This window comes from Streptomyces sp. NPDC007189, assembly GCF_040703635.1.
GTDB lineage: Bacteria > Actinomycetota > Actinomycetes > Streptomycetales > Streptomycetaceae > Streptomyces.
In genome coordinates this window covers 118233-140996 of sequence record NZ_JBEYEY010000011.1, presented here as the reverse complement: position 1 = coordinate 140996, position 22764 = coordinate 118233, and the positions used below count along the sequence as shown (strand labels likewise).

The window sequence follows — 22764 nt, the reverse complement described above, 5'->3', positions numbered from 1 at the left end:
CGCACCCAATCCACGGCCAGGGCCCCCAGAGGCCACCCGCGCCCGCCGACGGCGAAGACGCCCCTCGTGGGACACCCGCACGACATCCTCCGGCCGCCCCCGAATCACCCCGGAATCCGTCTCCCGGAATCCGGTGGGAGTCTCTCGTGTTTCACAGGTAGGCGGTTCTCACTTCCGGCTGAGGGCGATGACCAGCCGCAGGATCGCTACCATGGGATCTCCGGAGCCTGACCGGGGGACCCGGATCGCGCACGAGGAGTCCTCTTGCCAGACGAGGCCCAGCACCTGACCGCCGCAAAGCCCGAGTCCGCCTCGGCCGCCGCGGCGAAGCCCGCGCCGAACGTGTCCAACGCGAAGAACGACACCCGCGGGCCGATCGAGCACGCCCAGTCCGCGCCCGTCGAGAAGGCAGCCGAGGCCTCGCGTCCCAAGCCGGCCCCGCCCGAGCGCCCGGCACAGCCCCCCGTGGTCCGCCAGCCCGCCGCGCAGCCCCGCACCGGTTCCTCCAACCGCGTCCGCGCCCGTCTGGCCCGTCTCGGCGTGCAGCGCGCGAACCCCTACAACCCGGTGCTCGAGCCGCTGCTGCGGATAGTGCGCAGCAACGACCCGAAGATCGAGAACTCCACCCTGCGCCAGATCGAGCGCGCCTACCAGGTCGCCGAGCGCTGGCACCGCGGCCAGAAGCGCAAGAGCGGCGACCCGTACATCACGCACCCGCTCGCCGTGACGACCATCCTCGCCGAGCTGGGCATGGATCCGGCCACCCTGATGGCGGGCCTGCTGCACGACACCGTCGAGGACACCGAGTACGGCCTCGACCAGCTGCGCCGCGACTTCGGCGACACCGTCGCCCTGCTCGTCGACGGCGTCACCAAGCTGGACAAGGTCAAGTTCGGCGAGGCCGCGCAGGCCGAGACCGTGCGCAAGATGGTCGTGGCGATGGCCAAGGACCCGCGCGTGCTGGTCATCAAGCTCGCCGACCGCCTGCACAACATGCGCACCATGCGCTACCTGAAGCGCGAGAAGCAGGAGAAGAAGGCGCGCGAGACGCTCGAGATCTACGCGCCGCTCGCCCACCGCCTCGGCATGAACACCATCAAGTGGGAGCTGGAGGACCTCGCCTTCGCGATCCTCTACCCCAAGATGTACGACGAGATCGTACGGCTGGTGGCCGAACGGGCGCCGAAGCGCGACGAGTACCTGGCCATAGTGACCGACGAGGTCCAGGCCGACCTGCGCGCCGCCCGCATCAAGGCGACCGTCACCGGCCGCCCGAAGCACTACTACAGCGTCTACCAGAAGATGATCGTCCGCGGCCGTGACTTCGCGGAGATCTACGACCTGGTGGGCATCCGTGTCCTCGTCGACACGGTCCGCGACTGCTACGCCGCCCTCGGCACCGTGCACGCGCGATGGAACCCGGTCCCCGGCCGGTTCAAGGACTACATCGCGATGCCCAAGTTCAACATGTACCAGTCGCTGCACACGACGGTCATCGGGCCCAACGGCAAGCCGGTCGAGCTGCAGATCCGCACCTTCGACATGCACCGCCGCGCCGAGTACGGCATCGCCGCGCACTGGAAGTACAAGCAGGAGGCCGTCGCCGGCGCCTCCAAGGTCCGCACGGACGCGCCCAGGACGTCCGCGAAGGACAAGGACGCCATCAACGACATGGCGTGGCTGCGGCAGCTGCTGGACTGGCAGAAGGAGACCGAGGACCCGGGCGAGTTCCTGGAGTCCCTGCGCTTCGACCTGTCCCGCAACGAGGTCTTCGTCTTCACCCCCAAGGGCGACGTCATCGCGCTGCCCGCGGGCGCCACCCCCGTCGACTTCGCGTACGCCGTCCACACCGAGGTCGGCCACCGCACCATAGGAGCGCGGGTCAACGGCCGCCTCGTACCGCTCGAATCCACCCTGGACAACGGCGACTTGGTGGAGGTCTTCACCTCCAAGGCGCCCGGCGCCGGACCGTCCCGCGACTGGCTCGGATTCGTCAAGTCGCCCCGGGCGCGCAACAAGATCCGCGCCTGGTTCTCCAAGGAGCGCCGGGACGAGGCGATCGAGCAGGGCAAGGACGCCATCGTCCGGGCGATGCGCAAGCAGAACCTGCCGATTCAGCGCATCCTCACCGGCGACTCCCTCGTCACGCTCGCGCACGAGATGCGCTACTCGGACATCTCCGCCCTGTACGCGGCGATCGGCGAGGGCCATGTCTCCGCGCAGAACATCGTGCAGAAGCTCGTCCAGGCCCTCGGCGGCGAGGAAGCGGCCACCGAGGAGATCGACGAGACCGTCCCGCCGTCCCGCAGCCGGGGCCGCAAGCGCCGCTCCACCGCCGACCCGGGCGTCGTGGTCAAGGGCGTCGAGGACGTGTGGGTCAAGCTGGCCCGCTGCTGCACGCCCGTGCCGGGCGACCCGATCATCGGGTTCGTCACGCGCGGCAGCGGCGTCTCGGTGCACCGCAGCGACTGCGTGAACGTCGACTCGCTCTCCCGCGAGCCGGAGCGCATCCTCGACGTCGAGTGGGCGCCCACCCAGTCCTCGGTCTTCCTGGTCGCCATCCAGGTCGAGGCGCTGGACCGCTCCCGGCTGCTCTCGGACGTCACCCGCGTGCTGTCCGACCAGCACGTCAACATCCTCTCCGCGGCCGTCCAGACCTCCCGCGACCGGGTGGCCACCTCCCGCTTCACCTTCGAGATGGGCGACCCCAAGCACCTCGGGCACGTCCTGAAGGCCGTACGGGGCGTGGAGGGCGTGTACGACGTCTACCGCGTGACCTCGGGACGCAGCCGGTCGTAACGCCGTCAACGCGTCCGTCGACGCGTCCGTCGACAGCCACGGAAAAGGCCCCGTACGCGCCTACGGGGCCTTTCGCCTGTGGGGCGGGGGATCAGCCGCCGAACTCCTGCAGGCCCTTCAGAGCCTGGTCCAGCAGCGCCTGGCGGCCCTCCAGCTCACGCTCCAGCTTCTCGGCCCTGGCGTTGTTGCCCTGGCCGCGAGCCTGCTCGATCTGCGCCGTCAGCTTGTCGACGGCGGCCTGCAGCTGACCGGTCAGCCCCTCGGCACGCGCGCGTGCCTCCGGGTTCGTGCGGCGCCACTCGGCCTCCTCGGCCTCCTGGAGCGCCCGCTCGACCGCGTGCATCCGGCCCTCGACCTTGGGACGCGCGTCGCGCGGCACATGGCCGATGGCCTCCCAGCGCTCGTTGATCGAGCGGAAGGCGGCCCGAGCGGCCTTCAGGTCGCCGATCGGCAGAAGTTTCTCGGCCTCCTCGGCCAGCTCCTCCTTCAGCTTCAGGTTCTCCGACTGCTCCGCGTCCCGCTCGGCGAACACCGAGCTGCGGGCCGCGAAGAACACGTCCTGAGCGCCGCGGAAGCGGTTCCACAGATCGTCCTCGTGCTCGCGCTGGGCGCGGCCGGCGGCCTTCCACTGCGCCATCAGCTCGCGGTAGCGGGCCGCCGTCGGACCCCAGTCCGTCGAACCGGACAGCGCCTCGGCCTCCGCGACCAGCCGCTCCTTCGTCCGGCGGGCCTCCTCGCGCTGCGCGTCCAGCTGCGCGAAGTGCGCCTTGCGCCGCTTGGAGAACGCCGACCGGGCGTGCGAGAAACGGTGCCAGAGCTCGTCGTCGGACTTGCGGTCCAGACGCGGCAGACCCTTCCAGGTGTCCACCAGCGCCCGCAGCCGCTCACCGGCGGCCCGCCACTGGTCGGACTGCGCCAGCTGCTCGGCCTCGGCGACCAGGTCCTCCTTGGCCTTGCGGGCCTCGTCGGACTGCCTGGCCCGCTGCGCCTTGCGCTCCTCGCGGCGCTTCTCGACGGTCTCCACCAGCTTGTCCAGCCGCGCCCGCAGCGCGTCCAGGTCGCCGACCGCGTGGTGCGCGTCCACCTGCTCGCGCAGGTGGCCGATCGCGGCCATGGCGTCCTTCGACGACAGGTCGGTGGTCCGCACTCGCTTCTCGAGGAGGCCGATCTCGACAACCAGGCCCTCGTACTTGCGCTCGAAGTAGGCCAGCGCCTCCTCGGGGGAGCCGGCCGCCCAGGAGCCGACGACCTTCTCGCCGTCGGCCGTACGCACGTACACGGTCCCCGTCTCGTCGACGCGGCCCCACGGGTCGCTGCTCACAGCGCCTCCTCCACATGATGCCTGCGCAGGGCCTCAGCGCCCCGGGGCATCGTCCACAGTTTCGTCACGGCCAACATAGGCGACCAGCGGGTTGCCTGTCCGCATCCAGCGCGACCGAAATTCCGCAGTTGGCCGTCCTTGACCGACATTGCCGTCAGGACTTCGTCACCGTCGCCTTGTTGATCACCACGGTCGCGTTGGGAGCGGTGTTGCCGGAGGTCGGATCGGCCGGCTGGGCGCCGGCGGCGGCGATCTTCTGGAGCACCTTCATGCCGGCCGGCGACACCGTGCCGAACGGCGTGTAGCTGGGCGGCAGCGGGCTGTTCTTGTAGACCAGGAAGAACTGGCTGCCGCCGGTGTGCTTCTGGCCGGTGTTGGCCATCGCCACCGTGCCCGCCGGGTAGGTGTTGCCCTTCAGGCTCTTGTCCTTCAGGTTCTCGTCCGGGAGCGTGTAGCCCGGCCCGCCCATGCCGGTGCCCTGCGGGTCCCCGCACTGCAGCACGAAGATCCCGTCCGTGGTCAGGCGGTGGCACTTGGTGTGGTCGAAGAAGCCCTGGCCCGCCAGGAAGTTGAACGAGTTCACCGTGTGCGGGGCCGCCGCCGTCTTCAGCGCGATGTCGATGTCACCGCACGTCGTGGCGAGCTTCATCGTGTACTTCGCCGACGTGTCGATCGTCATCGCCGGCTCCTTCTTCCAGCTCAGCTTCTTCGCCGAGCCGGCCGCCGGCTTCGCGCACGGGTCCGGGGCCTTGCTGGTCGGGGAGGCGCTGGGTTTGACGTCCGCGGCGGTGTCGGTCTTTTTGTCGTCGCCGCCCTTGAGCACATCGGTCGTGTACAGCACGACACTTCCGATGACGACGATGCCCAGTACCGACGCGATCACGGAGTTGCGCACGCGGGCCTTGCGGCGCGCCTGAGTGCGCCGCTGCTGCTGCCGCAAGAACTTCTCCCGGGCGAGCTGACGCCGCCGCTGCTCCTGGCTGACCACCGGGTTCTCTCCTCGTGCTTGTCGATGCGTGTCGTGTGCCGACCGGTACGCCTGCGTGCTCGTGAGCCGACCGCTGTGTGTAGCCCCGTACCGTATATGGGTTCGCTGAGGAAACGGCAGCGCCGGTAGGCTCTGGACCACAGCTTGTGGTCACCCGTATCGACACAACGAAGGACGATCGTGCTCATTGCCGGGTTCCCCGCCGGGGCCTGGGGGACGAACTGTTATCTCGTCGCCCCCGCCGCCGGTGAGGAGTGCGTGATCATCGACCCCGGCCACCAGGCCGCCGAAGGCGTCGAGGAAGCACTGAAGAAGCATCGGCTCAAGCCCGTCGCCGTCGTCCTCACCCACGGGCACATCGATCACGTGGCCTCGGTCGTCCCGGTGTGCGGCGCGCACGACGTGCCGGCCTGGATCCACCCCGAGGACCGGTACATGATGAGCGACCCCGAGAAGGCGCTCGGCCGGTCCATCGGCATGCCGCTGATGGGCGAGCTGACCGTGGGGGAGCCGGACGACGTCCGCGAGCTGGCGAACGGCACCACCCTCGACCTGGCCGGCCTGGAGTTCTCCGTCGCGCACGCCCCGGGCCATACCAAGGGGTCGGTGACCTTCCGGATGCCCGAGACCGCCGACATCCCGTCGGTGTTCTTCTCCGGGGATCTGCTGTTCGCCGGCTCCATCGGACGCACCGATCTGCCGGGCGGATCCATGGCGGACATGCTCGAGTCGCTGGCGCGCGTGTGCCTGCCGCTCGACGACTCCACCGTGGTGCTGTCCGGTCACGGCCCCCAGACGACCATCGGCCAGGAGCGCGCCACCAACCCCTATCTGCGGCAGGTGGCGGCCGGCCAGGGAGCGGACGCGAGCACCGCTCCCCGACGAGGAATGTGACGAGAGAGCTTTCGTGAGTACCTTCCAGGCCCCCAAGGGCACCTATGACCTGATCCCGCCGGACTCGGCCACGTACCTGGCGGTCCGCGAGGCGATCGCCGCTCCGCTGCGCAACTCCGGCTACGGCTACATCGAGACGCCCGGCTTCGAGAACGTCGAGCTGTTCGCGCGCGGGGTCGGCGAGTCCACCGACATCGTGACCAAGGAGATGTACGCCTTCGAGACCAAGGGCGGCGACAAGCTCGCCCTGCGCCCCGAGGGCACCGCCTCCGTCCTGCGCGCGGCCCTGGAGGCCAACCTGCACAAGGCGGGCAACCTCCCGGTCAAGCTGTGGTATTCGGGCTCGTACTACCGCTACGAGAAGCCGCAGAAGGGCCGCTACCGGCACTTCTCCCAGGTCGGCGCCGAGGCGATCGGCGCGGAGGACCCGGCGCTGGACGCCGAGCTGATCATCCTGGCCGACCAGGCGTACCGCTCGCTGGGACTGAGCCGGTTCCGGATCCTGCTGAACAGCCTGGGCGACAAGGAGTGCCGCCCGGTGTACCGGAGCGCGCTGCAGGACTTCCTGCGCGGCCTGGACCTGGACGAGGACACCCGGCGCCGCGTCGACATCAACCCCCTGCGGGTACTGGACGACAAGCGCGAGTCGGTGCAGAAGCAGCTCACCGGCGCCCCGCTGCTGCGCGACTACCTGTGCGACGCCTGCAAGGCGTACCACGAGGAGGTCCGCGAGCTGATCACCGCGGCGGGCGTGGCCTTCGAGGACGACCCGAAGCTGGTGCGCGGCCTGGACTACTACACCCGCACCACCTTCGAGTTCGTGCACGACGGACTGGGCTCGCAGTCCGCGGTCGGCGGCGGCGGCCGCTACGACGGCCTGTCCGAGATGATCGGCGGCCCCGCGCTGCCGTCGGTCGGCTGGGCCCTCGGCGTCGACCGCACGGTCCTCGCCCTGGAGGCGGAGGGCGTGGAACTGGACCTGCCGTCCACCACGTCGGTCTACGCGGTCCCGCTCGGCGAGGAGGCCCGCCGCGTGCTGTTCGCCAAGGTCACCGAGCTGCGCAAGGTCGGCATCGCGGCGGACTTCAGCTACGGCGGCAAGGGCCTGAAGGGCGCCATGAAGAACGCCAACCGCAGCGGCGCCCGGTACACGATCGTGGCCGGCGAGCGCGACCTCGCCGAGGGCGTCGTCCAGCTCAAGGACATGGACTCCGGCGAGCAGACGGCGATCGGCGTGAACGAGATCGTGGCGGAACTGGAGTCCCGGCTCGGCTAGTCGAGCGCTACGAGAGGGCGCCGGGGACCCGGCGCCCTCGGCGCCCGTCAACTGCGCGGGCGTCGGTTCCTCCTGCCGGACGTTTCCCCCACGGGATCTCCACGCGCGCGTGGCCGTCGCCGAGTCCGTGCCGAGGACGGACGCCGGTGACGTCCCCGTACGGCTCGCGCGGCCCCGCACATCCGCCGCGTGTTCGTTCATGCGTGCCGGTATCCCCGTCGATCAGCGGCCGGAACCGAACGCTCCGTGGCCGCCGTGCGTACCTCCTTATGTGCTCCGAACGGTGCACATACACATGCGTGCGGCACAATGAGCCGTGCCCGAAGATGGTCCAGCTCTCAAGTGACGGAATCGGCGTGATGAGCAAGACGACAGTCAACGACGTCTCCACGGAGTCGGGTCCCGAGCGTGCCGCCGACGGCCCGCGCACGGTGGGCGGCAGCCGTGCCCTCGCCCTGCTGCTCGTGATCACCGGAGCGGCCGGGCTGCTGGCCGCCTGGGTCATCACGCTCGACAAGAACAAGATCCTCGAGGCGAAGCTCGCCGGGAAGACGTTCACGCCGGGGTGCAGCGTCAACCCGATCGTGTCCTGCGGCAGCGTCATGGAGAGCAAGCAGGCGGCGGCGTTCGGCTTCCCGAACCCCTGGCTCGGCCTGGTCTGCTACGGCATCGTGATCTGCGTCGGCATGAGCCTGCTCGCCCGCGTCCGCTTTCCGCGCTGGTACTGGCTGACCTTCAACTTCGGCACGCTGTTCGGCGTCGCGTTCTGCACCTGGCTGCAGTTCCAGTCCCTGTACCGGATCAACGCGCTGTGCCTGTGGTGCTCGCTGGCCTGGGTCGCCACGATCACCATGTTCTGGTACGTCACCTCGTTCAACGTCCGCAACGACTTCCTGCCCGCACCGCGCTGGCTGAAGTCGTTCTTCGGCGAGTTCACCTGGGTGGTGCCGGTCACGCACTGCGGCATCATCGCCATGCTGATCCTGACCCGGTGGGGCAGCCAGCTCTGGGCCTGACCGGGCCGCGCGGCGTTGTCAGTGCCGTGATTTAGGGTTTCAGCGTGGAACCCGACCTGTTCACCGCCGCAGCAGAAGAACGCCAGGAGAAGGACCCGGCCGCGAGCCCCCTGGCGGTGCGGATGCGCCCGCGCACGCTGGACGAGGTGGTGGGCCAGCGGCATCTCCTGGGACCCGGCTCCCCGCTGCGCCGGCTGGTCGGCGAGGGCTCCGGCGGCCCGGCCGGCCCCTCCTCGGTGATCCTCTGGGGCCCGCCCGGCACCGGCAAGACCACGCTGGCGTACGTGGTCTCCAAGGCGACGAACAAGCGGTTCGTGGAGCTGTCCGCGATCACCGCCGGCGTCAAGGAGGTCCGCGCGGTCATCGACGGCGCCCGCCGCGCCACCGGCGGCTTCGGCAAGGAGACCGTCCTCTTCCTGGACGAGATCCACCGTTTCAGCAAGGCCCAGCAGGACTCCCTGCTCCCCGCGGTGGAGAACCGCTGGGTCACCCTGATCGCGGCCACCACCGAGAACCCGTACTTCTCGGTGATCTCCCCGCTGCTGTCCCGCTCGCTCCTGCTCACCCTCGAACCCCTCACCGACGACGACATCCGCGGCCTGCTCAGGCGCGCCCTGACCGACGAGCGCGGCCTGAAGAGCGCCGTCGGACTGCCCGCGGACACCGAGGAGCACCTCCTGCGCATCGCCGGCGGCGACGCCCGCCGGGCCCTGACCGCCCTGGAGGCCGCCGCGGGAGCCGCCCTGGACCAGGGCGAGAGCGAGATCAGCCTGGAGACGCTGGAGCAGACGGTCGACCGGGCGGCGGTGAAGTACGACCGCGACGGCGACCAGCACTACGACGTCGCCAACGCCCTGATCAAGTCCATCCGGGGCTCCGACGTGGACGCGGCCCTGCACTATCTGGCCCGCATGATCGAGGCCGGCGAGGACCCCCGCTTCATCGCCCGGCGCCTGATGATCTCCGCCAGCGAGGACATCGGCCTGGCCGACCCGCACGCGCTGCCCCTCGCGGTCGCCGCCGCCCAGGCCGTCGCCATGATCGGCTTCCCCGAGGCGGCCCTCACCCTCAGCCACGTGACCATCGCCCTCGCGCTCGCCCCGAAGTCGAACTCGGCGACGATGGCGATCGGCGCCGCCATGGAGGACGTACGCAAGGGCCTGGCCGGCCCGGTGCCGCCCCATCTGCGCGACGGGCACTACAAGGGCGCGGCCAAACTCGGCCACGCGCAGGGCTACGTCTACCCGCACGACCTGCCCGAGGGAATCGCCGAGCAGCAGTACGCTCCGGACGCCCTGAAGGACCGCGAGTACTACACCCCGCGCCGGCACGGCACCGAGGCGCGGTACGCGGACGCGGTGGAATGGACCCGCAAGCACCTCGGTCGCAGGCGGTCCTGAGCGCCCTGTAGACTTGCCCGAAGTGCTGAGTCCCGTGCAGTCAGAGCGGGACACCCAGCCGGAACCGCGGCCGTGAGGACGCGCGGTTCCAGGAGCGTCGCGCACCGTCGAACGGTGTCGCGGGCAGCCCACCACCACTCGGAGTCCCGGGACGGTCGGTGGGCCACTCGCGTGCTGCACGTATGTGCCCAGACCAGGGGAGCGGCTGCCCGGCAGGTCCGAGCGGACCCGGCGGGTTTCCCCGGCTGCGGATGCGACCTCCCTCAACACTGACGAGCCGAACACTACGAAAGAGATTGAGACAGTGGCGAACCAGTCCCGCCCGAAGGTCAAGAAGTCGCGTGCCCTCGGCATCGCGCTGACCCCGAAGGCCGTCAAGTACTTCGAGGCCCGCCCCTACCCGCCGGGTGAGCACGGCCGCGGCCGCAAGCAGAACTCGGACTACAAGGTCCGTCTGCTGGAGAAGCAGCGTCTGCGCGCGCAGTACGACCTCTCCGAGCGCCAGCTCGTCCGCGCCTACGAGCGTGCCTCCAAGGTGCAGGGCAAGACCGGTGAGGCCCTGATCGTGGAGCTCGAGCGCCGTCTCGACGCCCTGGTGCTGCGTTCGGGCATCGCCCGCACCATCTACCAGGCCCGGCAGATGGTCGTCCACGGCCACATCCAGGTCAACGGCCAGAAGGTCGACAAGCCGTCCTTCCGTGTCCGTCCGGACGACGTCGTTCAGGTCCGCGACCGCTCCAAGGACAAGACGCTCTTCCAGATCGCCCGCGAGGGTGGCTTCGCCCCCGAGGGTGAGACCCCGCGCTACCTGCAGGTGAACCTCAAGGCCCTGGCGTTCCGCCTGGACCGCGAGCCGAACCGCAAGGAGATCCCGGTGATCTGCGACGAGCAGCTCGTCGTCGAGTACTACGCCCGCTGACCCAGGCGACCGCGTAATACTTCCGCCCGCCGTCTCCCCGCCCTCCGGGCGTGGGAGGCGGCGGGTTCGCATAGGGCGGACCCCGGCGTCCGCCGTGGGCAGGACGGTCGTTCTCAGGGTGCGGGCCGGTGGGGACTGGGCGCGCCGCGCGGCGGAGCCGTATCGCGCCGCGGCCCCGCGTCCCTTCGGGGCGCCCTGTCCGACGGCGCCGCTCCCCGCGGGGACGGCAGCGCCCCCAACGGCCGTACCGCACCCCGCTGCAGCGCACGGGCCACGGCCTCCGCGCGCTCCAGCAGGGCCCCTTCCCGTACGCACTCCTCGTACCGCGCGTCCCCCAGCGCTTGCCGTGAGAGCGCCTCGCAGCGTTCGTGCGGGGCGTTGTAGTACGCCGAGCCGAACAGCGGCAGCCCCACCGACGGCCACATCCGGCCCGCCGCGCCCTGGAGCCGCGCCGCCTCGGCCGGCTCGCCCTGAGCCGCCGTCACCAGCGCCAGCAGCTCCAGCGCCAGCACCGAGCCGAGCAGGTCGTGGAAGGCGTGGGCGTTGCGCAGGCACTCCGCGAGCAGTTCCCGCGCCCTGTCCTGCGCGCCGTCCTGCCAGGCCGCGTACGCCAGCACGTACAGCGCGTACGAGCGGGCCCAGCGCTCCCCGTGGTCCTCGCACACCCGGCGCACGTCCTCGCACAACCGGACCGCGTCCGCGAGGTCGCCCTGGAAGGCCCGTGCCATCGCCAGCTCCACCTGGCCCATCAGCACATTGCTGTTGAGCTCGCCGATCTCGTGATAGCGCGCGAGCGCCGACCGCAGCAGCGTCTCCGCGCGGGCCATGTCGTCGGTGACCAGAGCCAGACAGCCGGTGCGGTGCTCGGCGTACGCCACCGCCGTGGCGTCCGCGACCCGCTCGGCCTGCTCCCGGCACTCCCGCAGTGCCGTCAGCGCGAGCACGGTGTCGCCCTGGAGGATCGCCACGTACCCGAGCACCCACAGCGCCTTCAGCCGTGACTGCTCGTACCCCGACTCCAGCTCCACGCTGCGCGTCAGCCAGCGGCGGCCCTCCGCGAGCCGTCCGCAGCCGGCCCAGCAGAACCACAGCGACCCCGCCAGGTACTGCCCGAGATGGGCCTCCTCCGGCTCGGTCAGACAGAACTCGAGCGCGTCCCGCAGATTGGGCAGCTCCGCCTCGATCCGCGCGGCGACCTCGCCCTGCCGGGGCGAGAACCAGTCCAGCTCGCACCAGGTCGCCAGGCCCAGGTACCAGTCCCGGTGCCGTCTGCGCAGCCGGCCCGCGTCCCCGATCGCCTCCAGCCACTCGGCGCCGTAGGCCCGGACCGTGTCCAGCATCCGGTAGCGGGGCCCGGCCGGGCTCTCCTCCCGGGTCACCACGGACTGGCACACCAGCTCCGACAGCACGTCCAGGACGTCCTCGGCGGGCAGCCCGTCCCCGCTGCACACGTACTCGGCCGCCTCCAGGTCGAAGGTCTGCGCGAACACTGAAAGACGCGCCCACAGCAGCCGCTCGGCCGGCGTGCACAGCTCATGGCTCCAGCCGATCGCCGTGCGCAGCGTCTGATGGCGCGCCGGAGGCCCGCCGGGCACGGACTGCGGTCCGGAGCCCGCCGTCAGCAACCGGAACCGGTCGTCCAGCCGCTGCAGCAGCTGCGCCGGGGACAGGGCCCGCAGCCGCCCGGCCGCAAGCTCCAGCGCCAGCGGGATCCCCTCCAGACGCCGGCACAGCTTCCGCACCGCCGGGCCGTCGGCCACCTCCAGGCCCTGCTCCCGGGCCCGGTCCGTGAACAGCCGCACCGCGTCGTCCTCGCCGAGCGGCGCCAGCGGGAACAGCCGCTCGCCCGCCAGCCCCAGCGGACGCCGGCCCACGCCCAGCACGCGCAGGTCCGGCAGCTTCCGCAGCAGCTCCGCCGCCAACTCGGCGCAGGCGTCCGCCAGATGCTCGAACCCGTCCAGCACCAGCAGGACCGGCCGGCCGGCCAGATGCTCCAGCAGCGTCTGCCGGGGCGACCGGGAGGTGTGGTCGGTCAGCCCCAGCGCCTCCACCACCGCGTACTCCACGAACTGCGGGTCGCGCACCGGGGCCAGCACCACCCGCCCGGAGACGGACTTCCACCCGGCGGTGACCTGCGCGGCCAGCCGGGACTTGCCGATCCCGCCGACCCCGGTCACCGTGACCAGCCGCGCTCCGGCGAGCGCGTCCGTCAGTCCGGCCAGCTCGGCCGAGCGCCCGACGAAGGTGGTCAGTTCCAGGGGCGGATCGCCGTCGGAGAGGGGGTGTGGGCGCTGAGGTCCTTGCATGGGACACGGAGCGTACTGAACCGTGTGCACCGCGTACAATCGCTTCCTGCAACTCCGTCCCCGCCACCCGGTAATCCGGTACGGAGCCCAGGCCCCGGCGCGATAGGCTCGGACTCGACTTTTTCGATGGTGAGGCACGTTTCAGGGAGCGGGTGCGCACAGTGTCCGGTGGAGAGGTGGCCGGGATCCTGGTGGCCGTCTTCTGGGCGATCCTGGTCTCCTTCCTCGCGGTGGCTCTCGCGAGGCTGGCCCAGACGCTCAGGGCGACCACCAAGCTGGTGGCGGACGTGACCGACCAGGCCGTCCCGCTGCTCGCCGACGCCTCCCAGGCGGTGCGATCCGCGCAGACCCAGATCGACCGCGTCGACGCGATCGCCTCGGACGTCCAGGAGGTCACGTCCAACGCCTCCGCGCTGTCGACCACGGTCGCCTCCACCTTCGGCGGCCCGCTGGTCAAGGTCGCGGCCTTCGGCTACGGCGTCCGCCGGGCGCTCGGCGGCCGCAAGGAGGACGTGCCCGCGAAGGCGCCCCGGCGTACCGTGATCGTGGGCCGGACGGTCCCTGCCGCGCGACGCAAGCGGAAGTAAGGACTGAGACCGAGCGATGTTCCGCCGTACGTTCTGGTTCAGCACCGGTGTCGCCGCCGGTGTGTGGGCCACCACCAAGGTCAACCGCAAGCTGAGGCAGCTGACCCCGGAGAGCCTCGCCGCGACCGCGGCGAACAAGGCCCTGGAGACCGGTCAGCGGCTCAAGGACCGCGCGGTGGGCTTCGCGCTCGACGTCCGCGACAACATGGCCCAGCGGGAGGCCGAGCTGGAGGAGGCCCTGGGGATCCACGCGAACCCCGAGCTGCCCTCGCCCCGCCGCTACACCGCCATCGAGAACGACAGCGACAACCGCAGCACACCGAAGTACATCGAAGCCCCGATGCACTCGTACAACCGGAATGAGGACCACTGATGGAGTCGGCCGAGATTCGCCGCCGCTGGCTGAGCTTCTTCGAGGAGCGCGGGCACACCGTCGTCCCTTCGGCGTCGCTCATCGCGGACGACCCGACTCTGCTCCTCGTCCCCGCCGGCATGGTGCCCTTCAAGCCTTACTTCCTGGGTGAGGTCAAGCCGCCGTTCCCGCGCGCCACCAGCGTGCAGAAGTGCGTGCGCACGCCCGACATCGAAGAGGTCGGCAAGACCACGCGGCACGGCACGTTCTTCCAGATGTGCGGCAACTTCTCCTTCGGCGACTACTTCAAGGAAGGCGCCATCAAGCTCGCCTGGGAGCTGCTCACCAGCCCCCAGGACAAGGGCGGTTACGGCCTCGACCCCGAGCGCCTGTGGATCACCGTCTACAAGGACGACGACGAGGCCGAGCGCATCTGGCACGAGGTCGTCGGCGTGCCCATGGAGCGCATCCAGCGCCTGGGCATGAAGGACAACTTCTGGTCCATGGGCGTCCCCGGCCCGTGCGGCCCCTGCTCCGAGATCAACTACGACCGCGGCCCCGAGTTCGGCGCCGAGGGCGGCCCCGCCGTCAACGACGAGCGGTACGTGGAGATCTGGAACCTCGTCTTCATGCAGTACGAGCGCGGCGAGGGCACCGGCAAGGACAACTTCGAGATCCTCGGGGACCTGCCGAGCAAGAACATCGACACCGGTCTCGGCCTCGAGCGGCTCGCCATGATTCTGCAGGGCGTGCAGAACATGTACGAGATCGACACCTCCATGGCCGTCATCGACAAGGCCACCGAGCTGACCGGCGTCCGCTACGGCGACGCCCACGACTCGGACGTGTCCCTGCGCGTGGTCACCGACCACATGCGCACCGCCACGATGCTCATCGGCGACGGCGTCACCCCCGGCAACGAGGGCCGCGGCTACGTCCTGCGCCGCATCATGCGCCGCGCCATCCGCAACATGCGGCTGCTCGGCGCCACCGGTCCGGTCGTCAAGGACCTCATCCACACCGTGATCGGCATGATGGGCCAGCAGTACCCCGAGCTGATCACCGACCGCGAGCGCATCGAGAAGGTCGCCCTCGCCGAGGAGAACGCCTTCCTCAAGACGCTGAAGGCCGGCACCAACATCCTCGACACCGCCGTCACCGAGACCAAGCAGTCCGGCGGCACGGTCCTGTCCGGCGACAAGGCCTTCCTGCTCCACGACACCTGGGGCTTCCCGATCGACCTCACCCTCGAGATGGCCGCCGAGCAGGGCCTGTCCGTGGACGAGGAGGGCTTCCGCCGCCTGATGAAGGAGCAGCGGGAGCGCGCCAAGGCCGACGCCCAGGCCAAGAAGACCGGCCACGCCGACATGGGCGCCTACCGCGAGATCGCCGACACCGCCGGCGCGACCGACTTCATCGGCTACACCGACACCGAGGGCGAGTCCACGATCGTCGGCCTCCTGGTGGACGGCGTCTCCTCGCCGGCCGCCACCGAGGGCGACGAGGTCGAGGTCGTCCTCGACCGCACCCCGTTCTACGCCGAGGGCGGCGGCCAGATCGGCGACACCGGCCGGATCAAGGTCGACTCCGGCGCCGTGATCGAGGTCCGCGACTGCCAGAAGCCGGTGCCGGGCGTGTACGTCCACAAGGGCGTCGTCCAGGTCGGCGAGGTGACCGTCGGCGCCAAGGCCCACGCCTCGATCGACTCGCGCCGCCGCAAGGCCATCGCCCGCGCCCACTCGGCCACCCACCTGACCCACCAGGCCCTGCGCGACGCCCTCGGCCCGACGGCCGCCCAGGCCGGTTCCGAGAACCAGCCCGGCCGCTTCCGCTTCGACTTCGGCTCCCCGTCCGCCGTGCCGACGGCCGTGATGACCGACGTCGAGCAGAAGATCAACGAGGTGCTCGCCCGCGACCTCGACGTCCGCGCCGACATCATGGGCATCGACGAGGCCAAGAAGCAGGGCGCCATCGCCGAGTTCGGCGAGAAGTACGGCGAGCGCGTCCGCGTGGTCACCATCGGCGACTTCTCCAAGGAGCTGTGCGGCGGCACGCACGTGCACAACACCGCCCAGCTGGGCCTGGTGAAGCTGCTCGGCGAGTCCTCCATCGGCTCGGGTGTGCGCCGTATCGAGGCCCTGGTCGGCGTCGACGCCTACCACTTCCTCGCCCGCGAGCACACGGTGGTCAACCAGCTGACCGAGCTGCTCAAGGGCCGCCCGGAGGAGCTGCCGGAGAAGGTCTCCTCGATGCTCGGCAAGCTGAAGGACGCCGAGAAGGAGATCGAGAAGTTCCGCGCCGAGAAGGTGCTCCAGGCCGCCGCCGGTCTCGCCGAGTCCGCCAAGGACGTGCGAGGCGTGGCCGTGGTCACCGGCCAGGTGCCGGACGGCACCACGCCGGACGACCTGCGCAAGCTGGTCCTCGACGTGCGCGGCCGGATCCAGGGCGGACGGGCCGCCGTGGTCGCTCTCTTCACGGTCAACAACGGCAAGCCGCTGACCGTCATCGCCACCAACGAGGCCGCCCGCGAGCGCGGTCTCAAGGCCGGTGACCTGGTCCGCGCCGCCGCCAAGACCCTCGGCGGCGGCGGTGGCGGCAAGCCGGACGTGGCCCAGGGCGGCGGCCAGAACCCGTCCGCCGTCGGCGAGGCCGTGGACGCCGTCGAGCGCCTGGTCGCCGACACCGCCAAGTAAACGGGCACGTAAGGAAACGGTCGGACATGCGCAGAGGGCGTCGGCTCGCGATCGACGTCGGGGACGCCCGGATCGGGGTCGCCTCGTGCGACCCCGACGGGATCCTCGCCACCCCGGTGGAGACGGTCCCGGGCCGGGACATCCCAGCCGCCCACCGCCGGCTGCGGCAACTGGTGGAGGAGTACGAGCCGATCGAGGTCGTCGTCGGACTCCCTCGCTCCCTCAAGGGGGGCGAGGGCCCGGCCGCCGTCAAGGTCCGCGCCTTCGCCCAGGAACTGGCCAAGGGCGTCAAGCCGGTGCCGGTGCGGCTGGTCGACGAGCGGATGACGACGGTCACCGCCAGTCAGGGACTGCGCGCCTCGGGCGTGAAATCGAAGAAGGGCCGCGCGGTCATCGACCAGGCGGCGGCGGTCATCATCCTCCAACAGGCCCTGGAATCCGAACGCGCGTCAGGTAAAGCACCCGGCGAGGGCGTCGAAGTGGTCACCTGATCGCGATACGGTAACGTTCCGCGCGATGTGCCGGTGTTCGAACAGCGGGCGCACAGCAAGAGGCGGAACGGAAGCGGGCCGGCCGGCCACGTGACCGGTCGGCCTCGCGGCTCTAGGGGATCGATGACTGAGTATGGCCGGGGCCCAGGCCCCCAACCGTGGCATCCGCAGGACCCGTTGTACGGGGACGGCGGATGGGAAGGGCAGCAGGCCCCCGACGGCCATCAGCCTGCCTACGGCGGCCAGCCGCAGCAGTACTACCCGCAGCAGCCGCAGCACCCGCAGTACGACGACTGGAACCAGCAGCCCCAGCCCGGCTACGGGCACGAGCAGTACCCGTACTACGACGAACAGGGCCATCAGCAGCAGTACCCCGGCCACGCCCAGCAGCCGTACCCGGAGCAGGGCGGCTGGGACGCGTCCGGCGGCCACGGCCAGATGCCGTACGGCGCCGACCCCGGTGACCCCTACGGCCGGCAGCCCGACTACTACGGCGCCGAGGACTCCTACCCTCCGCCGCAGCCGCCCGGCCACGGGCATCCCGAGGCGGAACCGGAGCACGAGGCTCCGCCCGAGGAGGAGGACCACGCCTTCTTCGCGGGAGGCGGCGACGACGAGGACGACGAGGGACACGAGGTCCAGAGCCGCCGCGAGCGGCGCCTCAAGGGAAACAAACCAGGCAAGAAGGGCCGGAAAGGCCGCAACGGCGTCGCCTGCCTGGTCGTCGTCCTGGTCCTCGGCGGCGGCATCGGCACGGTCGGCTACTTCGGCTACAAGTTCTACCAGAACCGTTTCGCCCCGGCTCCCGACTACACGGGCGACGGCATCGACCAGACCGTGAGCGTCGAGATCCCCAAGGGCGCGGGCGGCTGGGACATCGGCAACCGCCTGAAGCAGGCCGGGGTCGTCAAGAGCGCCGAGGCCTTCGTGCACGCGCAGAGCGACATCCCGGGCGGCAACGGAATCCAGGCCGGCGCCTATCTGCTGAAGAAGCAGATGTCCGCCGCCAGCGCCGTCAGGATGATGCTCGATCCGAAGAGCCAGCGCTATGTCATCGTGAAACCGGGCGAACGCAACGCGCATGTCTACGAGGACATCGACAAGAAACTCGCACTCTCCGCGGGTACCACCCGGAAGGTCGCCGAGGAGGAATACGACAACCTCGGCATGCCCGCCTGGGCGCAGAAGAGCGGCGAGATGAAGGACCCGCTCGAAGGCTTCCTCTTCCCGGGCAGCTACCCGGCCGCCAAGGGCATGAAGCCGGACACCCTCCTCAAGCAGATGGTCGCCCAGGCCACGTCCAAGTACGACGCCTACGGCCTTACGGCGAAGGCCCGGTCCCTGGGCCTGAAGAACGCGTTCCAGCTGGTCACGGTCGCGAGCCTGGTGCAGGCGGAGGGCAAGACGCATGACGACTTCCGCAAGATGGCCGAGGTCGTCTACAACCGCCTCAAGCCCACCAACACCGAGACGAACCAGCTGCTGCAGTTCGACTCGACCTACAACTACATACAGGGCACCAGCAATATCCGGATCTCCCTCAAGGAGATCCAGAGCAACACCAGCCCGTACAACACCTACAAGTACAAGGGACTCCCGCCCGGTCCGATCGGCAACCCCGGCGAGGACGCGCTCAAGGCGGCACTGAATCCGACCCACGACGGCTGGATCTATTTCGTGGCGACCGACGGCGTGAACAACACCGAATTCGCCAAGACCTACGCCGAATTCAAGCAACTCAAGGAAAAGTTCGATGCCAGCTCGGGCAACTGACGCCCGCCGGGCCGCCGTACTCGGCAAGCCCATCGCCCACTCCCTCTCCCCGGTGCTGCACCGGGCCGCGTACGACGAACTGGGGCTCACCGGCTGGTCGTACGACCGCTTCGAGGTGGACGAGGCCGGGCTGCCCGGCTTCCTGGAGGAGCTGGGGCCCGAGTGGGCGGGGCTGTCGCTGACCATGCCGCTGAAGCGGGCGGTCATCCCGCTGCTGGACGAGATCAGCGAGACGGCCGCCTCCGTCGACGCGGTCAACACCGTCGTCTTCACCGAGGACGGCCGCCGGCTCGGCGACAACACCGACATCCCGGGCATGGTGGCCGCGTTGCGCGAGCACGGCATCGAGCAGATCGACTCCGCCGCGATCCTCGGCGCCGGCGCCACCGCCTCCTCCGCGCTCGCCGCCCTCTCGAGGATCTGCACCGGCGAGGTCGTCGCCTACGTCCGCAGCGAGGCCCGCGCCGCCGAGATGCGCCGCTGGGGCGAACGCCTCGACGTGGACGTCCGTACGGCCGACTGGGCCGACGCCGAGCAGGCGCTGCGCGCCCCGCTGGTGATCGCCACCACGCCCGCCGGCACCACCGACGCCCTCGCCGCCGCCGTGCCCGAGCGGCCCGCCGCCCTCTTCGACGTGCTCTACGAACCCTGGCCCACCGAGCTGGCGGCCCGCTGGTCCATGTTCGGCGGAGCCGTGGTCAGCGGCCTCGACCTGCTGGTCCACCAGGCCGTGCTCCAGGTCGAGCGGATGACCGGCCGCTGTCCGGCCCCCCTGGACGCCATGCGCCGCGCCGGCGAGAAGGCGCTCGCCGCCCGCTGACCGCCGCCCGCGCGTCCGCCTTGTGGACCTGTGGCCGGTTTCCGGCCCCGGACGTGGGAGGATCGGAAGGTGGCGGGCCGGGGTCGCGCACCCGGTCGCGCCGTCGCCGTACGCGAGGACGCGCGTACGCCGGGCAGTACCGGGCGCGAACACGGAGGAGCACCGTTGAGCAGGCTGCGTTGGCTGACCGCGGGGGAGTCCCACGGTCCGGCACTTGTCGCGACGCTGGAGGGGCTGCCCGCCGGCGTGCCGATCACCACGGAGATGGTGGCGGACCACCTGGCGCGGCGGCGGCTCGGCTACGGCCGCGGTGCGCGGATGAAGTTCGAGCAGGACGAGATCACCTTCCTGGGCGGCGTCCGGCACGGCCTCACCCTCGGCTCCCCGGTCGCGATCATGGTGGGCAACACCGAGTGGCCCAAGTGGGAGCAGGTCATGGCGGCCGACCCGGTGGATCCGGAGATCCTCGCCGGGCTCGCCCGCAACGCCCCGCTGACCCGCCCGCGCCCCGGCCACGCCGACCTCGCCGGCATGCAGAAGTACGGCTTCGACGAGGCCCGCCCGGTCCTGGAGCGCGCCTCCGCCCGGGAGACCGCGGCCCGGGTGGCCCTCGGCGCGGTCGCCCGCTCCTACCTGAAGGAGACCACGGGCATCGAGATCGTCTCCCACGTCGTCGAGCTGTGCTCGGTGAAGGCCCCGCAGGGCGTGTACCCCACCCCGGCCGACGTCGAGAAGCTGGACGCCGACCCGCTGCGCTGCCTGGACGCCGACACCTCGAAGGCGATGGTCGCGGAGGTCGACCAGGCCCACAAGGACGGCGACACCCTCGGCGGCGTGGTCGAGGTGCTGGCGTACGGCGTCCCGGTCGGCCTCGGCTCGCACGTGCACTGGGACCGCAAGCTGGACGCCCGGCTGGCCGGCGCCCTCATGGGCATCCAGGCGATCAAGGGCGTCGAGATCGGCGACGGCTTCGAGCTGGCCCGGGTGCCGGGCTCGAAGGCGCACGACGAGATCGTGAACACCCCCGAGGGCATCAGGCGCGTCTCCGGCCGCGCCGGCGGCACCGAGGGCGGCCTGAGCACCGGTGAGCTGCTGCGGGTGCGGGCCGCGATGAAGCCGATCGCCACCGTGCCCCGGGCGCTGCGCACCGTGGACGTCACCACCGGCGAGGCCACCCAGGCCCACCATCAGCGCTCCGACGTCTCCGCCGTGCCGGCCGCCGGCATCGTCGCCGAGGCGATGGTCGCGCTGGTCCTCGCGGACGCGGTCGCCGAGAAGTTCGGCGGCGACTCGGTGGCCGAGACCCGCCGCAACGTGCGGTCGTACCTCGACAACCTGCGGATCCGGTGAGCGCCGTGCCCGCCGTCGTACTCGTCGGCCCGATGGGCGTCGGCAAGTCCACCGTCGGCCGGCTGCTCGCCGAGCGCCTCGGGCTCGGCTACCGGGACACCGACGAGGACATCGTCGCCGCCGAGGGCCGCACCATCGCCGAGATCTTCGTCGACGAGGGGGAGCCCGCCTTCCGCGCCATCGAGAAGCGGGCCGTGCACACCGCGCTCGCCGAGCACGAGGGCGTCCTCGCGCTCGGCGGCGGGGCGATCCTCGACGCCGACACGCGAGCCCTGCTCGCCGGGCACCGGGTGGTCTACCTGTCGATGGACGTGGAGGAGGCCGTCAAGCGCACCGGCCTCAACGTGGCCCGGCCGCTGCTCGCGGTCAACCCGCGCAAGCAGTGGCGCGAGCTGATGGAGGCCCGGCGGCACCTGTACGAGGAGGTCGCCACCGCCGTCGTCGCGACGGACGGCCGCACCCCCGAAGAGGTCACCCAAGCAGCGCTGGACGCACTGGAGTTGAAAGAAGCATGAGCGAGGCAGTCACCCGCATCCAGGTCGCCGGCACCGCGGGCACCGACCCCTACGAGGTGCTGGTCGGACGCCAACTCCTCGGCGAGCTGGCCGGGTTGATCGGCAGCAAGGCCAAGCGGGTCGCGGTGCTCCACCCGGAGGCGCTGGCCGAGACCGGTGACGCGCTCCGCGCGGACCTGGCCGAGCAGGGTTTCGAGGCGATCGCCATCCAGGTGCCCAACGCCGAGGAGGCCAAGACCGCCGAGGTCGCCGCCTACTGCTGGAAGGCGCTGGGCCAGTCGGGCTTCACCCGCTCCGACGTCGTCGTCGGCGTGGGCGGCGGGGCCACCACCGACCTCGCCGGTTTCGTCGCCGCGACCTGGCTGCGCGGGGTGCGCTGGATCGCGATCCCCACCACCGTCCTCGCCATGGTGGACGCGGCCGTCGGCGGCAAGACCGGCATCAACACCGCCGAGGGCAAGAACCTCGTCGGCGCCTTCCACCCGCCGGCCGGCGTCCTGTGCGACCTCGCCGCGCTGGACTCCCTCCCGGTCAACGACTACGTCTCCGGGCTCGCCGAGGTCATCAAGGCCGGCTTCATCGCCGACCCGGTGATCCTCGACCTGATCGAGTCCGACCCCGAGGCCGCGCGGATCCCGGCGGGCCCGCACACGGCCGAGCTGATCGAGCGCTCGATCCGGGTGAAGGCGGACGTGGTCTCCTCGGACCTGAAGGAGTCGGGTCTGCGCGAGATCCTCAACTACGGCCACACGCTGGGCCACGCCATCGAGAAGAACGAGCGCTACAAGTGGCGGCACGGCGCGGCCGTCGCGGTCGGCATGCACTTCGCGGCCGAACTGGGCCGTCTGGCGGGCCGGTTGGACGACGCGACGGCGGACCGCCACCGCACGGTCCTGGAGGCCGTCGGCCTGCCGCTGCACTACCGCTACGACCAGTGGCCCAAGCTGCTGGAGGCGATGAAGATCGACAAGAAGTCCCGCGGCGACCTGCTGCGCTTCATCGTCCTCGACGGCCTGGCCAAGCCGACGGTCCTGGAGGGGCCGGACCCGGCCGTGCTGCTCGCCGCGTACGGCGAAGTGGGCCAGTAAGTCCCCGGCTGCTGCGTCGGCCCGGTTCGCGGCCCCGATTTCCTTTGCGGAACGGGCACTTCGGGCCGCCCCCGGCCGTTTCACCAGACGACGGCGGGGGACGGTACCGTTCGGTAGGCAGCAGGGCCCGGCCCTGCTGCCAGCACGAACGAGCCGTAGACGACGAGACGGAGTGG

The 22764-nt window shown here is 70.9% G+C and carries 18 protein-coding genes; 15 read left to right on the top strand and 3 right to left on the bottom strand.

The annotated features are described in order from the left end of the window. Positions 1-264 precede the first annotated feature (264 nt). On the top strand, positions 265-2799 hold the full coding sequence (gene relA / locus AB0950_RS22850) for a GTP pyrophosphokinase (RefSeq protein WP_366779310.1): 2535 nt from the start codon (positions 265-267) through the stop codon (positions 2797-2799). A gap of 91 nt (positions 2800-2890) precedes the next feature. On the opposite strand, the gene AB0950_RS22845 is transcribed toward relA, so the two are convergent. Together AB0950_RS22845 and AB0950_RS22840 are read right to left on the bottom strand one after the other, a co-directional pair. Further along, positions 2891-4120, bottom strand: a complete 1230-nt coding sequence (locus AB0950_RS22845) for a DUF349 domain-containing protein (RefSeq protein WP_360157427.1) — start codon at positions 4118-4120, stop codon at positions 2891-2893. A gap of 154 nt (positions 4121-4274) precedes the next feature. Then, positions 4275-5108: a peptidylprolyl isomerase gene (locus AB0950_RS22840; RefSeq protein WP_360157430.1), complete on the bottom strand. Its 834-nt coding sequence runs from the start codon at positions 5106-5108 to the stop codon at positions 4275-4277. 180 nt (positions 5109-5288) lie between these two features. Between AB0950_RS22840 and AB0950_RS22835 the strand changes: the two genes are divergently transcribed. From AB0950_RS22835 to rpsD, 5 genes are all read left to right on the top strand, one after another. Continuing rightward, positions 5289-6002 carry an MBL fold metallo-hydrolase gene (locus tag AB0950_RS22835; RefSeq protein WP_361986889.1) on the top strand — a complete coding sequence of 238 codons (714 nt, stop codon included), beginning with the start codon at positions 5289-5291 and terminating at the stop codon, positions 6000-6002. 13 nt (positions 6003-6015) lie between these two features. Beyond that, on the top strand, positions 6016-7278 hold the full coding sequence (gene hisS, locus AB0950_RS22830; RefSeq protein WP_360157436.1) for a histidine--tRNA ligase: 1263 nt from the start codon (positions 6016-6018) through the stop codon (positions 7276-7278). 359 nt (positions 7279-7637) lie between these two features. Continuing rightward, positions 7638-8294 carry a vitamin K epoxide reductase family protein gene (locus tag AB0950_RS22825; RefSeq protein ID WP_360157438.1) on the top strand — a complete coding sequence of 219 codons (657 nt, stop codon included), beginning with the start codon at positions 7638-7640 and terminating at the stop codon, positions 8292-8294. A gap of 44 nt (positions 8295-8338) precedes the next feature. Then, complete coding sequence (locus AB0950_RS22820; protein WP_366779309.1) at positions 8339-9694, top strand: replication-associated recombination protein A; 1356 nt, start codon at positions 8339-8341, stop codon at positions 9692-9694. Positions 9695-9998: 304 nt separating this feature from the next. Further along, complete coding sequence (rpsD, locus tag AB0950_RS22815) at positions 9999-10613, top strand: 30S ribosomal protein S4 (protein WP_360157444.1); 615 nt, start codon at positions 9999-10001, stop codon at positions 10611-10613. Between the two features lie 113 nt (positions 10614-10726). Here the strand turns inward: rpsD and AB0950_RS22810 are convergent, their stop codons facing one another. Further along, positions 10727-12919: a regulator gene (locus tag AB0950_RS22810; protein ID WP_366779308.1), complete on the bottom strand. Its 2193-nt coding sequence runs from the start codon at positions 12917-12919 to the stop codon at positions 10727-10729. Between the two features lie 152 nt (positions 12920-13071). On the opposite strand from AB0950_RS22810, the gene AB0950_RS22805 reads away from it, so the two are divergent. The 9 genes from AB0950_RS22805 (at position 13072) to aroB (ending at position 22588) form a co-directional block, all read left to right on the top strand. Further along, the gene (locus AB0950_RS22805; RefSeq protein WP_360157450.1) at positions 13072-13506 is read left to right on the top strand and encodes a DUF948 domain-containing protein; all 435 of its coding nucleotides are present in this window, start codon (positions 13072-13074) and stop codon (positions 13504-13506) included. 16 nt (positions 13507-13522) lie between these two features. Continuing rightward, positions 13523-13879, top strand: coding sequence for a hypothetical protein (locus tag AB0950_RS22800; protein WP_360157453.1), 357 nt, complete (start codon positions 13523-13525; stop codon positions 13877-13879). After that, the gene (alaS, locus tag AB0950_RS22795; RefSeq protein ID WP_366779307.1) at positions 13879-16551 is read left to right on the top strand and encodes an alanine--tRNA ligase; all 2673 of its coding nucleotides are present in this window, start codon (positions 13879-13881) and stop codon (positions 16549-16551) included. Before AB0950_RS22800 ends, alaS begins: the two co-directional genes overlap by 1 nt. Before the next feature lie 26 nt (positions 16552-16577). Continuing rightward, entirely contained in the window at positions 16578-17042 is a 465-nt protein-coding gene (gene ruvX / locus AB0950_RS22790; protein ID WP_360157459.1) for a Holliday junction resolvase RuvX, read from the top strand. A 123-nt stretch (positions 17043-17165) separates the two neighbouring features. Then, the gene (gene mltG / locus AB0950_RS22785) at positions 17166-18815 is read left to right on the top strand and encodes an endolytic transglycosylase MltG (RefSeq protein ID WP_366779306.1); all 1650 of its coding nucleotides are present in this window, start codon (positions 17166-17168) and stop codon (positions 18813-18815) included. Further along, positions 18796-19635 carry a shikimate dehydrogenase gene (locus tag AB0950_RS22780; protein ID WP_360157463.1) on the top strand — a complete coding sequence of 280 codons (840 nt, stop codon included), beginning with the start codon at positions 18796-18798 and terminating at the stop codon, positions 19633-19635. The genes mltG and AB0950_RS22780 overlap by 20 nt, the downstream gene beginning before the upstream one ends. A gap of 165 nt (positions 19636-19800) precedes the next feature. Next, on the top strand, positions 19801-20985 hold the full coding sequence (gene aroC / locus AB0950_RS22775) for a chorismate synthase (RefSeq protein ID WP_360157466.1): 1185 nt from the start codon (positions 19801-19803) through the stop codon (positions 20983-20985). A 32-nt stretch (positions 20986-21017) separates the two neighbouring features. Further along, entirely contained in the window at positions 21018-21500 is a 483-nt protein-coding gene (locus AB0950_RS22770; RefSeq protein ID WP_360157744.1) for a shikimate kinase, read from the top strand. Then, positions 21497-22588: a 3-dehydroquinate synthase gene (aroB, locus tag AB0950_RS22765; RefSeq protein WP_366779305.1), complete on the top strand. Its 1092-nt coding sequence runs from the start codon at positions 21497-21499 to the stop codon at positions 22586-22588. Before AB0950_RS22770 ends, aroB begins: the two co-directional genes overlap by 4 nt. The last annotated feature ends 176 nt before the right edge of the window (positions 22589-22764 follow it).

Coding starts and splice junctions, on each gene's coding strand:
- AB0950_RS22825 (WP_360157438.1), top strand. CDS start 7,638: ATGAGCAAGACGACAGTCAACGACGTCTCCACGGAGTCGGGTCCCGAG.
- AB0950_RS22800 (WP_360157453.1), top strand. CDS start 13,523: ATGTTCCGCCGTACGTTCTGGTTCAGCACCGGTGTCGCCGCCGGTGTG.
- ruvX (WP_360157459.1), top strand. CDS start 16,578: ATGCGCAGAGGGCGTCGGCTCGCGATCGACGTCGGGGACGCCCGGATC.
- mltG (WP_366779306.1), top strand. CDS start 17,166: ATGACTGAGTATGGCCGGGGCCCAGGCCCCCAACCGTGGCATCCGCAG.
- AB0950_RS22810 (WP_366779308.1), bottom strand. CDS start 12,919: ATGCAAGGACCTCAGCGCCCACACCCCCTCTCCGACGGCGATCCGCCC.
- AB0950_RS22780 (WP_360157463.1), top strand. CDS start 18,796: ATGCCAGCTCGGGCAACTGACGCCCGCCGGGCCGCCGTACTCGGCAAG.
- AB0950_RS22770 (WP_360157744.1), top strand. CDS start 21,018: ATGGGCGTCGGCAAGTCCACCGTCGGCCGGCTGCTCGCCGAGCGCCTC.
- aroB (WP_366779305.1), top strand. CDS start 21,497: ATGAGCGAGGCAGTCACCCGCATCCAGGTCGCCGGCACCGCGGGCACC.
- alaS (WP_366779307.1), top strand. CDS start 13,879: ATGGAGTCGGCCGAGATTCGCCGCCGCTGGCTGAGCTTCTTCGAGGAG.